Genomic DNA, 15,089 nt, shown 5'->3' on the forward strand with positions numbered 1-15,089 from the left:
CGGCATGACGTGCGCTCCTGCTTCGCACCGGATTTGAGCGGCCCCCCGTCCCCGGCTAGAGGGCGGGGGGCCGTTTCGTTGTAATGTTCATGGAGTTGCGCAATGCGCCGCGTCGTTGTCACAGGTCTTGGTCTCGTCACCCCGCTTGGGGCCGACGTGGAAACAGCATGGGCCAATATCATCGCTGGCAAGTCGGGCGCAGGCCCGATCACGCGATTTGATGCCTCGGACCAGAAGTGCCGCATCGCCTGCGAGGTGAAGCCGGCCGATCACCCCTACGGCTTCGACGCCGGCAAGCGGGTCGATCACAAGATCCAGCGCCAGGTCGATCCGTTCATCGTCTACGGCATCGATGCGGCTGGCCAGGCGCTCGAGGACGCCGGCCTCACCGAAATGTCGGAGCAGGAGCGTTATCGTGCCGGCTGCTCGATCGGCGCAGGGATCGGCGGGCTGCCGGGGATCGAAAGCGAATCGATCGTTCGCCATGAAAAGGGCCCCAGCCGCGTCAGCCCGCACTTCGTCCATGGCCGTCTGATCAACCTGATCTCGGGTCAGGTCAGCATCAAATACGGCCTGATGGGCCCGAACCATGCGGTCGTGACCGCCTGTTCGACCGGCGCGCATTCGATCGGCGACGCCGCGCGGATGATCGCGATGGACGATGCGGACGTGATGCTCGCCGGTGGTTCGGAGGGCGCGATCTGCCCGCTCGGCATCGCCGGCTTCGCCCAGGCGCGCGCGCTCAGCACCAACTTCAACGACAATCCTGAAAAGGCCAGCCGCCCCTACGACAAGGACCGCGACGGCTTCGTGATGGGCGAGGGTGCCGGCGTCGTCGTGCTCGAGGAATATGAGCGCGCGAAGGCACGCGGCGCGAAGATCTATGCCGAAGTGATCGGCTATGGCCTTTCGGGTGACGCCTATCACGTCACGGCGCCGCATCCGGAAGGGTCGGGCGCGTTCCGCTCGATGGAGATGGCGATGCGCAAGTCGGGGCTCCGGCTTGAGGACATCGACTATATCAACGCTCACGGCACCTCGACCCCGCTGGGCGACGAGCTGGAGCTTGGCGCGGTTCGCCGGCTGTTCGGCGACCATATTGGCTCGCTGTCCATGTCCTCGACCAAGTCGGCGATCGGCCACCTGCTCGGCGGTGCCGGCGCGGTGGAGAGCATCTTCTGCATCCTCGCCATGCGCGACCAGATCGTGCCGCCGACGCTCAACCTTGATAACCCGAGCGACAATTGCGCGGGCGTGGACCTCGTGCCGCATGTCGCGAAGAAGCGTCAGGTGCGTGCCGTGCTCAACAACAGCTTCGGCTTTGGCGGCACCAACGCATCGCTGGTGATGAAGGCGATCTGAACTGCGACGCGCGATGCGGCGGGCGTCGGCCGGCTGACCGCCGGCTGGCCCCGCCGCGCGCCATCACCTGGGTAGAGGCATGCGCAAGACGGGGTGTTTCGGACTGCTGATCGGGCTGGCGTTGATCGCCGGCCTGTTCTGGATCGCGCGCGACTGGTCCGGCCCCGGCCCGGCGACCAAGCCGCTGGCGGTCGTCGTACCCGAAGGCGCCAGCCTCGCCCGGGCCGCGGCGCAGCTGGAGAAGGAGGGCGCACTCCGTTCCGCCTGGCGCTTCCGCGGCTATGCGCGTGTGTTCGGCACGGGCCGACCGATCAAGGCCGGCGAATATGCGATTCCGAAGGGCGCCAGCGCAGCCGACATCCTGACCCTGCTTGAGGAAGGCAAGGTCCGCCAGCGCCTCGTCCCCGTGCCGGAGGGCTATCCCTCGATCCTCGTTCATGAGGCGCTGATGCGTGCCGAGGGGCTGCAGGGAGAGGTGCCGGTCCCCGCCGAAGGATCGATCCTGCCCGACAGCTATGCCTATCAGCTGAACGACACCCGCGCCGCGGTCGTTGCGCGCATGCAGAAGGCGATGGCCGATTACCTCGCCGCCGCCTGGAAGAAGCGCAAGCCCGGCATCGCTGTTTCCACCCCGGAGGAGGCGGTGATCCTCGCCTCGATCGTGGAAAAGGAAACCGGCAAGCCGTCCGAGCGGCGGATGGTCGCCGCGGTCTACACCAACCGGCTGAAGCGCGGCATGCCGCTGCAGGCCGACCCCACAGTCATCTACCCGATCACCAAGGGCAAGCCGCTCGGCCGCCGCATCCTGCGGTCGGAGCTTCAGGCGAAGAACGGCTACAACACCTACGCCAGCGCCGGCCTGCCGGTCGGGCCGATCGCCAACCCCGGCCGCGAATCGATCGATGCGGTGCTCGATCCGGAGACGAGCTCAGCGCTTTATTTCGTGGCGGACGGCACCGGCGGGCATGTGTTCGCCGACACGCTGCAGCAGCACAATGCCAATGTCGCCAAATGGTATGCCATCCGCCGCGCACGGGGTGAGATGTAAGCTGTTCACATTGGTCGTTCCGCGCGTAGAAAGAGGAACGACCGAACGGACACGCCGATTTCCTTGACCACTCCCATGCTGATCGTTGCGGGCCTGATCCTGCTGCTGCTGGTCGCCGGCGCTTCCGCAGCGCTCTACCATGGGCTTCGGCTGAGCGGTGCCGCCTCGCGGGAGCGTGAACAGTGGCTGGCCGCCCGAGCGCTGCTGGCCCATGCGCCGATGCAGCCGATCCTGGTGCGGTCGGACCTGCGCCTCGACATGCCGCCCCGCGTCGCCGACCTGTTCGGCCTCGTCCAGCCGGCGACCGACCTTGACGGGCTGAGCTCCGCTGGCGGTGGCCTTGATCCGCTGGATGTCGAACGGATCATGGCCGATCTGCTCGCCCTGCAACGCTCGGGGCGCCCCTTCGTGCGTCAGGTTCGCCCCCGCGGCGCCGCCCGCACGCTCACCCTGCATGGCGAACGTTCGCCCACCCATGGCCAGGGCACGGACATGGTCCTCTGGGTCCATGACGCAAGCGAGGCGCAGGCGGAGGTAGAGCGGCTCGCCAATGAGCAGGCGCAGGTGCGTGAGGCGTTCGAGGCGCTGACCGGCCTGATCGAGGCCGCGCCCATGCCCATGTGGTATCGTGGGCCCGACCTGCGGCTGGCGATGGTCAACACCGCTTATGTCCAGGGTGTGGAGGGCAACGCGGCCGCCGACGTGGTCGCGCGCGGCGTGGAATTGATCGAGGGTTCTGGGCATGGCGGCCCGCTCGCCGGCGCGATCGCCGCGCGCGAGACCGGGCGGCCGGAGGTGCGGGTCCTGCCCGCCACGATCGGCGGCGCGCGCCGGTCGATGCTTCTCCACGACGTGCCCTTGCCCAATGGCGGCGTCGCAGGCTTTGCGATCGACATCGAGGATCTTGAGCAGGCCCGCGCACGCGAGCGCCGCTTCGCCGATGCGCAGCGCGCGATGCTCGATCGCCTGTCCGCCGGCGTGGCGCAGTTCGGCCGCGATCGTTCGCTTGTCTTCTGCAACCAGCCGTTCCGCCGCATGTTCGCAATGCGCAGCGAATGGCTGTCCGACCGGCCGGAGTTCGATCGCGTGATCGAGCGGATGCGCGAGGCGAACAGGCTGCCCGAGGTCCGTGACTTTCCGGGCTGGAAGGCTGAGCGTCGCGAATGGTTCACCCGCACCGACGCCGCCGTGGAGGAAACGTGGCACCTGCCGAACGGCGTCTACATCCGCGTCGTCGCGCAGCTGCTGCCCGACGGCGGGCTGTTGCTGATCTTCGAGGACCGGACCGAGGAGGTGCAGCTCGCCTCCGCGCGTGACACTTTGCTGCGCGTCCGCACCGCCACGTTCGACAATCTCTTCGAGGCGCTGGGCGTTTTTGCCGCGGACGGCCGGCTGCAATTGTGGAACAATCGCTTCCGCGCCCTCTGGGAGCTGGAGGAGGAATTCCTCAACGGCCATCCCCGCGTGGACGCGGTGGCGGAAAAGATCGCGCCAAAGCTGCGCACGCCCAACCGCGCCAAGCTCGTCACCGATCTGGTCCGGTCCGCGACCACCGATCGCCAGCAGCGTGGTGGGCGCGTCGCCCTTGCCGACGGCCGCCATTACGAGTTCGCGGCCGTGCCGCTGCCGGATGGCAATGCGCTGTTCACCATGCTCGACATCACCGACAGTCGCCGTGCGGAGCAGGCGCTGCGCGATCGCGCCGCCGCGCTGGAGGCAGCCGACAAGGTGAAAACCGCCTTTGTCGCGAACATGAGCTACGAATTGCGCACCCCGCTCACCTCTATCAGCGGCTTCGCCGAGATGCTGCATGCGGGCTATGCGGGCGACCTGTCGGAACAGGGCACCCAATATGTCGGCGCGATCCTGGAGTCGGTCGAGCGGCTCGGCCTGCTGATCGATGATGTGCTGAACCTGACGCAGGCGGAGGGAGAGGCGCCGCTGGTGCGAGAGGCGGTTGACCTTCCCGCGTTGCTGGCCGGCGCGGCGGAGGCGCGGCGCAGCGATGCCGATCTGCGCGCCATCGAACTCGTCACCGCGCTCGATGCCAGCGTCGGACAGGTGACCGGCGATCCCGGCCGCCTGCGCGAGGCGATGGATCACCTCCTGCGCCATGCGCTGAACGCCACCACCAGTGGCGGGCGCGTGCTGCTGCATGCGGAGGGCGACCCGAATACCGCCCGGATCATCGTGTCAGACGATGGCGCCGGGCTCGATGCCGATGCGGTCAGCCGCGCCTTTGACCGTTTCGCGCAGGCCGCGAACACCGAAAACGGCCGCACCCCCGACCTCGGCCTTCCCTTGGCCAAGCAGTTCGTCGAGGCACATGGCGGAACGATCACCCTGGTGAGCGAACCCGGCATGGGGTCGCTGGTAACGGTGGAGCTTCCACGATGACAAAGGGCGAACGCCGGCTGGCGACTGCCGCCGACAGTGAGGCGGTCGGCGCAGAAATCGCCAGCGTGCTTCGCCCCGGCGACGTGGTGCTGCTCGACGGGCCGCTCGGTGCGGGCAAGACCAGCATCGCGCGCGGGCTGCTTGCGGCGCTCGGCCTCGCTGGTGAGGCCCCCAGTCCCAGCTTCGCGATCGTTCAGCCCTATGACGTGCCGGAGGTGCGGCTGCCGGTGCTCCATGTCGACCTCTATCGGCTCGACGATGCGTCGGAACTGCCAGAATTGGGACTGGACGACGCCCTGTACGACAGTGCGCTGGTCGTCGAATGGCCCGATCGCGCTGGCCCGTCGGCATGGCCCGACGCGCTTCGCCTCGCGCTTTCCATCGAACCGGATGGCGCGCGGCGCTTGACTTGGGAAGCGCCGGCGGCATGGGAGCGGCGATGGCCCTCGATATGATTCCGCCCCCGCATGCCCGCCCGTTTCTGGCGGCCAATGGATGGGGAGACGCGGAAATTCTCCCGCTTGCCGGCGATGCATCCTTTCGCCGCTATTTCCGCGTGGTGGACGGCACGCGCCGCGCCGTGCTGATGGACGCGCCGCCGCCGCAGGAGGATCCGCGTCCGTTCCTGGCGGTGGCTAACTGGTTGACCGATCACGGCTTTGGCGCGCCTGCCATCTATGCCTCCGATGATGATCGCGGCCTCGTCCTGCTCGAGGATTTCGGTGACAATCGCATGCGCGAGGCGATTGATCGCGATCCCGCCGCGACCGAGGGCCTCTACCAGAATGCCGTTGACGTGCTCATCGCGCTGCGTGGTTGTCCGGCGGGTGACTGGCGTCCTTATGACCGTGCGGAACTGCATCGTGAGGCCGCGCTGCTGGTCGAATGGTATTGCCCGGCGCTCGGCCTCGACGTCGATCTGGCGGGCTATACCGCCGCCTGGGACGCGGTGTTCGATCATGCGATCTTCGACCGGCCGGTCACGGTGCTGCGCGACTATCATGTCGAAAACCTGATGCTGGTGGGCGATCCGCACCGGCTCGGCCTGCTCGACTTCCAGGACGCGCTGGCCGGTCACCCTGCCTATGATCTTGTATCGCTGTTGCAGGATGCCCGCCGCGACGTGGCGCCCGAACTCGAAAACGCGATGATCGAGCTCTATTGCAACGTGACCGGTGAGGGGGAGGCGTTCATGCGCGCCTATCACGTGCTCGGCGCGCAGCGGAATGCGAAGATCATCGGCATCTTCACCCGCCTGTGGAAGCGCGATGGGAAGCCCCGCTATCCGGGGCTCTGCCCGCGCGTCTGGACCTATCTGGAGCGTGATCTGGCGCAGCCTGCGCTTGCTCCGGTCGCTGCCTGGTTCGATGCCAACATCCCCGCGTCGCTCCGCGGCGATCCGCTGCAGCTGAGCGCACGATGACCAAGCCGCGCGCCATCCGTCCCCGTCTTCCCGGCAAGGTGCCGACCACCGCGATGGTCATGGCGGCCGGCCTCGGCAAGCGGATGCGCCCGCTCACGGCCACCCGGCCCAAGCCGCTGATCCATGTTGCGGGCAAGCCGCTGCTCGACCATGCGCTCGACCATCTGCGCGCCGCCGGGGTCAAGCGCGCTGTCGTCAACGTTCATTATCTGGCCGACACGCTGGAGGCGCATCTCGAGACGATCGAGGGGCTGGACATCGAAGTGTCGGATGAGCGTGGCCAGCTGCTCGAAACCGGCGGCGGGTTGATGAAGGCACGCCCGCTGCTTGGCGACGATCCGATCTTCGTCGTCAACAGCGACAATTTCTGGCTCGATGGCCCGATCGACGCCTTGTCGCTGATGGCCGATCGCTGGGACCCGGCGATCATGGATGTCCTCCTGCTGCTGGTGCCACTCGCCCGTGCGCATTGCCATGGCGGGCAGGGCGATTTCCATATCGATGCCGCGGGCAAGATCATCTCGCGGCGCAAGCCCGGGCGGGTCGCGCCTTATGTCTTCATCGGCGTCCAGATCCTGAACCCGGCGATCCTCGTCGTCGCGCCTGAGGCGCCGTTCTCCACCATGGTGTTCTGGGAACGCGCGATGGCGGCGGGCCGCGCCTATGGCGTGGTGCACCAGGGGTTGTGGGTCGACGTGGGGACGCCAAGGGCCGTCGCCCGGGCGGAGGAATTGCTCGAGAATGGCTGAGCGGCGCCGGCCGCGGCTCTACACCATCCCCGCGCACCGGGCCTTCGCCGATGCGCTGGTCGCGGGGCTGGTCCGGCGCTTTGGCGATGATCCGCTTGGCCTTGCCCGCGGCCTGATCCTCCTGCCCAACAACCGCGCGAAGCTCGCGGTCAACAATGCCTTCGTGCGCGCCCGCGGGGGCGCGTTGATCCTGCCGCGGCTGGTCGCGATCGGGGCAGACGACATTGGCGAATCGATCGACGCTGCGCTCGATCCCGCCGATGCCGATCCGCCGCCCCCGGCGATCACTCCGCTGGCGCGCCAGATGATCCTGGCGCGGCTGGTGCAAGAGGAGCGCCCACCGCTGGAGGCCTCCGAAGCGGTCCGCCTCGCCGGAGAACTCGCCCGAACGCTCGACCAGTTGATCGTCGAGGAAGTCGACCCCGCCCGGCTCGCCACGCTCGATCTCGGCGAACTCACCGATCATTGGCGCGCGGCACTCGACCTCTTCCGCATCGTGATCGAACGCTGGCCGCGCGAGTTGGAACGTCTCGGCCGCATCGACGCGAGTGCGCGCCGCGTGATCCTGTTGCGGCGCCTGGCCGATCGCTGGCGCACCACACCGCCCGACGGGTTCGTCTGCGCCGCCGGCATTACCGATGCGGCCCCCTCCGTTGCGGCGATGATGGGGCGCGTCGCGGTGATGGATCGCGGCCTCGTCGTGCTCGCTGGACTGGATCGGGCCATGCCCGACGACGAATGGGCCGCCTTGGGCCCGCATGAGGCCGATCCGATCACGAAACGGTCCGAACGCGCCATAGAGGTGCACCCCCAATTCCATCTGAAGCAGCTGCTCGCCCGCATGGGCATGGCGCGCGACGATGTTGCCCTGTGGGCCGATGGCAGCGATCACGACGCCTCGGCGGCACGCGGCCGGACCATCGCGACCGCTCTCGCGCCCGCCGAATATACCGCCCGCTGGACGGAGCTCAGGCCCCAGCAACGCCAACTCGCCGGCGTCCGTATCGCCGAACTCGCCACGCCGGCAGAGGAAGCGCAGGCGATCGCGCTCGCCCTGCGTCAGGCGCTTGAGGTTCCGGAACGCACCGCCGCGCTCGTCACCCCCGACCGCGCCCTCGCGCGCCGGGTGTCGGCGCATTGCGCCCGCTGGAATATCGCGGTCGACGACAGCGCCGGTCGCCCCCTGTCGATCCTCCCGCCCGGCACCTTGCTGATCGCCATCGTGGAGGCTGCCGCCGAAGGATTTGCGCCACTCGCCCTGCTGACCCTGCTGAAGCACCCGCTGGTCCGTGCGGGTGAGCAGCGTGGCCGTTGGCTGGAGAGCGTGCGCCGGCTCGACCGCCGCTTGCGCGGACCACGGCCAGCACCGGGGCTCGCCGGCATGGAGGGGCATCTCGGCGAGACTGCCGATGCGTGGTGGCACGAGCTACGCGGCCTGCTCGGGCCGCTCGCCGAGGCGTTCGATAACAGCCGGCTTTCGCTTGGCACGCTGATCGCGGCGCTGCGCGATGCGGCAACGGCACTCGCTGGTGACGAAGCGTGGCGTGGCCCCGCCGGGCGCGCCGCCGCCGATCTTCTGGCGGAACTTGAGGCGGAAGCGGATCGCGGCCCATCCAACGTGGCGGCAACCGGTCTCGGCCCCTTGCTGCGCCTCCTCATGGACCAGGTCGCTGTGCGTCCGCAGGGGGGGCATGCCCGCGTTGCGATCTACGGCCTCATCGAGGCGCGACTGCAATCGGCCGACCTCATGATCCTGGGCGGCCTTAACGAGGGCGTTTGGCCAGGGGCAGCGGCACCCGATCCCTGGCTGGCGCCCCGCATTCGCGCGATGCTTGGGCTCCCCGGTCTGGAACGGGCGATCGGCGTGGCGGCGCATGATTTCGGGCAGGCGCTGGGCGCACGCGAGGTGCTAATCACCCGCGCCCGACGCGACGCGCGTTCTCCTGCGATCCCGTCGCGCTTGTGGCTTCGCCTCGCCGCAATGGCGGGCGACGAATTTGATCGCGCTCGCGATGTCGCGCTGGAACAATGGACACGGGCGATCGATGACGGCGGCACGCCGCAGCCGGCGGAGCGGCCTGCGCCTCGCCCGCCGCGGCGGCTCCGGCCCACCGCCATGTCCGTCACGCAAGTGGACCGTCTGAAGGCCGATCCTTTCGCCTTCTACGCCCAGCAGATCCTCCGCCTGCGTATGCTGGACCCGGTCGATGCCGATCCCACCGCCGCCTGGCGCGGGACTGCGGTTCACGCCATTCTGGAGGCGTGGGCGCGTGACGACGCCTGCCGCGTCGACCTTCTGGCGCCGCGCGCGATCGAAATGCTGGCCGATCCGACGACGCACCCGTTGCTACGCGCCTTGTGGCAGCCGCGCCTCCTCGCTGCGGTCGAATGGATCGCGCAGCGCATGGCGGCCGAGCAGGCGAGTGGTCGAACGGTGCTGGCCGCGGAGGGGAAGGGCGGGACCACCATCGCCGGGATCGAGCTTTCCGGCCGCTTCGATCGCATCGACCGCCTCGGTGACGGCACGCTCGCGATCGTCGACTACAAGACAGGCAAGGCGCCGTCGGCCTCCGCCGTTCGCGCGGGGTTTTCGATGCAACTCGGATTGCTCGGCGCGATCGCCGAGGACGGCGGCTTCGCGGGGATCAGCGGCACGGCGGGCGCCTTCGAATATTGGTCGCTGGCCCGCTACCGCGACAGCTTCGGCAGCGTGACGAGCCCGGTCGATCCCGTCGGAAAGGGCGATCGTGTCGTCACATCGGAATTCGTCGGCCGGGCACGGCACGAATTCATCGAGGCGGCGAAACTCTGGCTGTTGGGCGACGAGCCGTTCAAGGCAAAGCTCCACCCCGAATATGCGCCCTATACGGAATATGATCAGCTGATGCGTCGCGACGAATGGTACGGCCGTGACCAGTAGCGCCTCGGGCATCCGTCCGCTCCCGCCGTTGCGCGGTGAGCAGCGCCGGGCAAGCGCACCCGATGCGCACGTGTGGCTGTCGGCCTCCGCCGGCACGGGCAAGACGCAGGTGTTGTCCGCCCGCGTCTTCCGGCTGCTGCTCCGGGGCGTTGATCCTGCCGCCATCCTGTGCCTGACCTTTACCAAGGCCGGCGCGGCCGAGATGGCGGCGCGCGTCAGCCAGCGATTGGCCGCTTGGGTCCGGATGAAGGACCGTGACCTGTTCGCCGATCTCCAGGCGCTTGGCGAGGCAGCCGATCCGGCCCAGCGCGACCGCGCCCGCACGTTGTTCGCCAAGGTGCTCGATGCGCCGGGCGGCGGACTACGTATCCAGACGATCCACGGTTTCTGCCAGAGCCTGCTTGCCGCCTTCCCGACCGAAGCGGGACTGGTGCCCGGCTTTCGCCCGATGGAGGCGCGCGAAGAAGGCGTGCTTGCCCGCGCCACCCTCGCCGAACTGCTGGTGCAGGCGGAGCGGGAAGGGCGCACTGGCCCGGTAGAGGCGATCGGAAAGCTCAGCCTTCGGCTGGGCGAGGCGGGTGCCGAACAATTCCTGAATGATTGCGCGCGGGCGGCAAGCGCGCTGGAGCAGCTCCCCAGCGGCATTCAACCGTGGCTCCGCCGCGAGCTGGACCTGCCGGCTGGCGATATAGAAGAGCACATCCGCTCTGCCTGCGGGGACGATGCGATCGATCGCGCGGCGATCGAGGCGGTCGGTCGGCTGAACGCGGCCTGGGGAACGAAGAGTGGGCTGGCCCGCGCAGAGGCAATCGCTCTTTGGCTCGCCGCGGGCAGTGAACAACGGGCGCAAACGCTCGATCAGCTTCACCTCACATGGGCCAAGGCCGATGGGGACCCTCGATCGTTCGGCAAGGGGCAGGCGCCGCCTGATCCCGCCTATGCCGATCTCGCATCCCGCCTGCACGGGCAATGTTCGGAGCTGCTCAGCCTCAGGGTTCGCGCCGCTTATGCCGATCTGCTCGCCGAGGGGCTGACGGTCGGGCGGGACTATGCGCGCGCGTATACGGCGGCAAAGCGTCGCGGCGGGCTCGTCGATTTTGATGATCTGATCGCTGCCACGATCGGCCTTCTTGATCAGCCTGGCATCGGTGAATGGGTTCGCTTCAAGCTCGATCAGACGACGGAGCACGTGCTGATCGACGAGGCTCAGGATACCAACGTCGCGCAATGGCGCATCGTGCGTGCGCTGGTCGACGAATATTTCGTCGGCCGCGGCGTCTATGCGCCCTCGGTCCGCACGCTGTTCACGGTGGGCGACCACAAGCAGGCGATCTTCGGCTTCCAGGGCACTGACCCAATCAACTTCCGCGCGGCCGAAATGCATTTTTCGCGCAAGGCTGCCGAGGTGCGCGGCGACGATCGCATGCCGGATGATGAGCGCGGCCTCCCGTTCGAGCGCCTGTCGCTCGTTTCCTCCTTCCGCTCGACCCGTCCCATCCTGCAGTTCGTCGACGCGGCCATCGCCGCGCTTGAGCCTGATGCGCTCGGGCCAGGCGTCGAACTTCGCGAACATGCCAGTGAGGTGCCGGGACCCGGCATCGTGGAGCTTTGGCCGCCGATCGTGTCGGGCGAGGTGGAAGATGATGGGCCGGAGGACTGGGTCGACGATGCGGTCCGCCGCAACGCCGCCCGGATCGCGCGGCAGATCCGCGACTGGATCGACCGGGGCGTGATGCTGGAAAGCAAGGGGCGTCCGATCCGGCCAGAGGACATCATGGTGCTGGTCAAACGGCGCGGAGAGATCGCCCAGCTGATCGTGGCGCGCCTATATGCCGAAGGGGTGCCCGTCGCCGGTGTCGATCGGCTGCGATTGAACGCGCCGCTCGCGGTGCAGGACCTGCTTGCCGCCGTCCGTTTCGTTCTGCAGCCGGACGATGACCTCAGCCTCGCCAGCCTGCTCGTGTCACCGCTGATCGGATGGACGCAGGAGGAGCTGCTCGCGCGCGCGGTGCCGCGATCGGGCAGTCTGTGGCGCCACCTGTCGGAACATCATCGCGAATTGCTTGCACCACTCGACGCGATGCTGGCCCGAGCCGACTTCACGACACCTTATCGTTTCCTGGAGGAACTGCTCTCCGGCCCGCTCGGCGGACGGCAGCGGCTGCTTGCCCGCCTCGGCGAAGAAGCGCGCGACCCGATCGAGGAATTGCTGAGCGCGGCGCTGGAATTCGAAACAACCGCCACCCCATCGCTTCAGCGTTTTCTCGACTGGTTCGATCGCGGCGAGGTGGAGGTGAAGCGCGAGGCGGAAGGGGTCCTCAACGCGGTGCGGGTAATGACCGCGCATGGTGCCAAGGGGCTGCAGGCGCCTGTCGTGATCCTGGCCGACGCCGCTGCTGATCCCGATTCCACGCGCGGCGGCAACCTGATGTGGACCCCGGATGGCGCTGACGGCGCGATCCCCGTGCTCCCGCCGCGCCTAACGGAGCGGGCGGGGCCGATCGCGGAGCTCGCGGCCGCGGCGGCGCTGCGCGAGCGGCAGGAGCATTGGCGCCTTTTCTATGTCGCCGCGACCCGCGCCGAGGAACGGCTGGTCATCACCGGCTCGCTGGGCCCCAAGTACCGCAACAGCGGCGCGCCTGAGCAGAGCTGGCATCGCGCCGCCGCCCGCGCGCTCGACGCGCTCGGCGTGGCAGCCGACGACGCAGGCGAACGCGCGGCACGCATATTCCGTGGCGATCCGCCCGCGGCGCCCGTTGCGTCCAAGGCCAGCACCATACGAAAAGTGGCCGAATCGACTCCGCTACCAGGCTGGGCACGGGAGGTAGCACCGCCAGAGGCGAGGCCGCCGCGGCCGCTCGCCCCCTCCTCAATCGGTGAAGACGAGGTCGCGGATCCACCGCCCACGCCGGCAATGCGTGCCGCCGCCGAACGCGGCCGGCTGATCCATGGCCTGTTCGAACGCCTGCCCGGCGTAGCGGGGGCGGAGCGAGAAGACGCCGCCAATCGCTGGCTGCGGCAGGTGGGCGGGATAGAGGATCCCGCAGAGCGCCAGCACCTCACCCAGCTGGTCTGCGGTATCCTGTCAGATGATCGCTTCGCCGCGCTGTTTGGCCCGGGATCACTCGGTGAGGCGCCGATCAGCGCGGTGGTTGAGGGCGGCCTGGTGATCGCGGGAACTGTCGACCGGCTGCTGATCACCCCTGATCGCGTGCAGGTCGTTGACTTCAAGACAGGGCGAGTGGCGCCCGAGCGGATCGAAGATGTGCCGATCTACCACATCCGACAAATGGCGGCCTATGCCGCGGCACTCGCCGTCATCTTCCCTGGGCGCTCGATCGAGGCCGGGCTGCTCTATACCGCAGGTCCGCGGATCATCACCTTGCCGCCAGAGCTGCTGGCCCGACACAAGCCGGGCTATTCGGGAGCGGAGCAAAGCTTGATCACGGGTCGTTGAGTGTCCGGCTGCGCACCCCTAAATGGAGCGCAAAGGAGATATGAAGCATGGCCACGAAGAAGATCACGGACGACAGCTTCCACGCCGATGTCATCCAGTCGGACAAGCCGGTGCTGGTCGATTTCTGGGCGGAGTGGTGCGGCCCGTGCAAGATGATCGGCCCGAGCCTGGAGGAGATTTCCGAGGAGCTTGGCGAGCAGGTCACGATCGCGAAGATCAACATCGATGAAAACCCGGACGCACCTGGCCGCTACGGAGTGCGCGGAATTCCCACGATGATCCTGTTCAAAGGCGGCAATCCTGCGGCCACCAAGGTCGGTGCGGAGCCGAAGGGCCGGATCAAGGCCTGGCTTGAGGGTGAACTCGCCTGATACTCAACTGGCGGCGACGTTCCTAAAGGGGCCGTCGCCGCCTTGATCTCCTAGCTGCGATAGTCAGCGTTGATGGAGATGTATCCGTGGGTCAGATCGCACGTCCAGACGGTCGCGCGGCCCTCGCCAAGACCTAGTTCGACGCCGACGGTGACTTCACGGCCCTTCAGGTGAGCTGCTACCGGGGTTTCGTCGTAACCCTCGACCGCCAGCCCGTCCTTTGCGACCTGCGTCGCGCCGAAGCGGATCGACAGACGGTCGCGTTCCGCTGGCTCGCCAGCCTTGCCAACCGCCATCACCACACGCCCCCAATTGGCGTCCTCCCCAGCGATGGCGGTCTTAACCAGCGGAGAGTTGGCGATCGACATGGCGATGCGGTGGGCTGAGCGGTCACTCTCTGCTCCCTCTACGGTTATCTCGATCAGCTTGGTTGCGCCCTCGCCATCGCGCACGACCAGATGCGCCAGTTGGTGGCACAGGTCCGCCAGCGCCGCGCGGAATGCGTCGGCGCCGGCACTCTCATCACCCGTCAAAGGCGCGTTCTTCGCGCGACCGGTCGCAAAAGCCAGCACGGTGTCGCTGGTGGACGTGTCGCCATCGACGGTGATGCAGGAAAAGGTGCGGGCATTTGCGTCGGAAAGCGCGGCCTGCAGGAACGCGGCATCGACCGCTGCGTCGGTAAAGATGAACCCCAGCATGGTCGCCATGTCCGGCGCGATCATCCCCGATCCCTTGATCACGCCGACCAGTGTTACCGTCTTGCCGTCGACGATCGCCGTCGTCGTCGCTCCCTTCGTGAAGGTGTCTGTCGTCCCGATCGCTTCCGCGACGTCACGCCAACTGCACGGCTGGCTTGCAAAGGCAGCGTCGAGCCCAGCCTCAGCCTTGTCGATTGGCAGGGGAACGCCGATGACGCCCGTCGAGGCGACGAAAACGTCGGACGGTTTGCAATTCAGATGCGCGGCCGTGCGCGCGGCAATTGCCTCAACCGCCGCGCGGCCGCGCCCGCCGGTGAAGGCGTTGGAATTTCCGGCGTTCACCACCAGCGCCCGCGCTTCACCGAGGACCAGGGCGTTGCGACACCATTCCACCTCCGGCGACGGACATCTGGACTGGGTCACGACCCCGGCGACCGCCGTTCCTGGCTCCAGCGCGACAAAGGTAAGGTCACAGCGGTCCCATGTCTTGTACTGGGCGCGTGCAACATGCGGGATGGCACCTGCGATCGCGGGCAGTTCAGGGAAGGGCAGGGCGAGCGGAGAGACGGCGTAAGACATTCCTGCGCCATGCCGCGATCGGGGAAAAGAGTCATCACGGATGTTCCCGATCTCGGGCGATCGGCACCGCGGCGGCGGCAGTCGC

At 67.9% G+C, this 15,089-nt stretch carries 10 protein-coding genes; 9 read left to right on the forward strand and 1 reads right to left on the reverse strand.

Annotation, left to right across the window (positions count from 1 at the left end):
* The first annotated feature begins 102 nt into the window (after positions 1 to 102).
* The 9 genes from fabF to trxA all read left to right on the forward strand — a co-directional run bounded on the left by fabF (position 103) and on the right by trxA (position 13,727).
* Positions 103 to 1,362: a beta-ketoacyl-ACP synthase II gene (gene fabF / locus CA236_RS05855; RefSeq protein ID WP_125944918.1), complete on the forward strand. Its 1,260-nt coding sequence runs from the start codon at positions 103 to 105 to the stop codon at positions 1,360 to 1,362.
* Positions 1,363 to 1,441: 79 nt separating this feature from the next.
* The gene (gene mltG / locus CA236_RS05860) at positions 1,442 to 2,410 is read left to right on the forward strand and encodes an endolytic transglycosylase MltG (RefSeq protein ID WP_125944919.1); all 969 of its coding nucleotides are present in this window, start codon (positions 1,442 to 1,444) and stop codon (positions 2,408 to 2,410) included.
* Between the two features lie 75 nt (positions 2,411 to 2,485).
* Entirely contained in the window at positions 2,486 to 4,807 is a 2,322-nt protein-coding gene (locus CA236_RS05865; RefSeq protein WP_125944920.1) for a PAS domain-containing sensor histidine kinase, read from the forward strand.
* Positions 4,804 to 5,262 (forward strand): tRNA (adenosine(37)-N6)-threonylcarbamoyltransferase complex ATPase subunit type 1 TsaE, encoded by a 459-nt coding sequence (gene tsaE / locus CA236_RS05870; protein WP_125944921.1) that lies wholly within the window; start codon positions 4,804 to 4,806, stop codon positions 5,260 to 5,262. The genes CA236_RS05865 and tsaE overlap by 4 nt, the downstream gene beginning before the upstream one ends.
* Positions 5,259 to 6,230, forward strand: a complete 972-nt coding sequence (locus CA236_RS05875; protein ID WP_206430523.1) for a phosphotransferase — start codon at positions 5,259 to 5,261, stop codon at positions 6,228 to 6,230. Before tsaE ends, CA236_RS05875 begins: the two co-directional genes overlap by 4 nt.
* Positions 6,227 to 6,979 carry a nucleotidyltransferase family protein gene (locus CA236_RS05880; RefSeq protein ID WP_125944923.1) on the forward strand — a complete coding sequence of 251 codons (753 nt, stop codon included), beginning with the start codon at positions 6,227 to 6,229 and terminating at the stop codon, positions 6,977 to 6,979. Before CA236_RS05875 ends, CA236_RS05880 begins: the two co-directional genes overlap by 4 nt.
* Entirely contained in the window at positions 6,972 to 9,899 is a 2,928-nt protein-coding gene (gene addB, locus CA236_RS05885) for a double-strand break repair protein AddB (RefSeq protein ID WP_125944924.1), read from the forward strand. Before CA236_RS05880 ends, addB begins: the two co-directional genes overlap by 8 nt.
* Positions 9,889 to 13,356, forward strand: a complete 3,468-nt coding sequence (gene addA / locus CA236_RS05890; protein WP_241212536.1) for a double-strand break repair helicase AddA — start codon at positions 9,889 to 9,891, stop codon at positions 13,354 to 13,356. Before addB ends, addA begins: the two co-directional genes overlap by 11 nt.
* A 47-nt stretch (positions 13,357 to 13,403) precedes the next feature.
* Entirely contained in the window at positions 13,404 to 13,727 is a 324-nt protein-coding gene (trxA, locus tag CA236_RS05895) for a thioredoxin TrxA (RefSeq protein ID WP_046410535.1), read from the forward strand.
* A 50-nt stretch (positions 13,728 to 13,777) separates the two neighbouring features.
* Here trxA and argJ read toward each other — a convergent pair whose 3' ends face one another.
* Entirely contained in the window at positions 13,778 to 15,004 is a 1,227-nt protein-coding gene (gene argJ / locus CA236_RS05900; protein ID WP_125944925.1) for a bifunctional glutamate N-acetyltransferase/amino-acid acetyltransferase ArgJ, read from the reverse strand.
* Positions 15,005 to 15,089 lie beyond the last annotated feature (85 nt).

It is taken from the genome of Sphingomonas sp. ABOLG, from assembly GCF_003950435.1.
Taxonomy (GTDB): Bacteria; Pseudomonadota; Alphaproteobacteria; order Sphingomonadales; family Sphingomonadaceae; genus Sphingomonas; species Sphingomonas panaciterrae.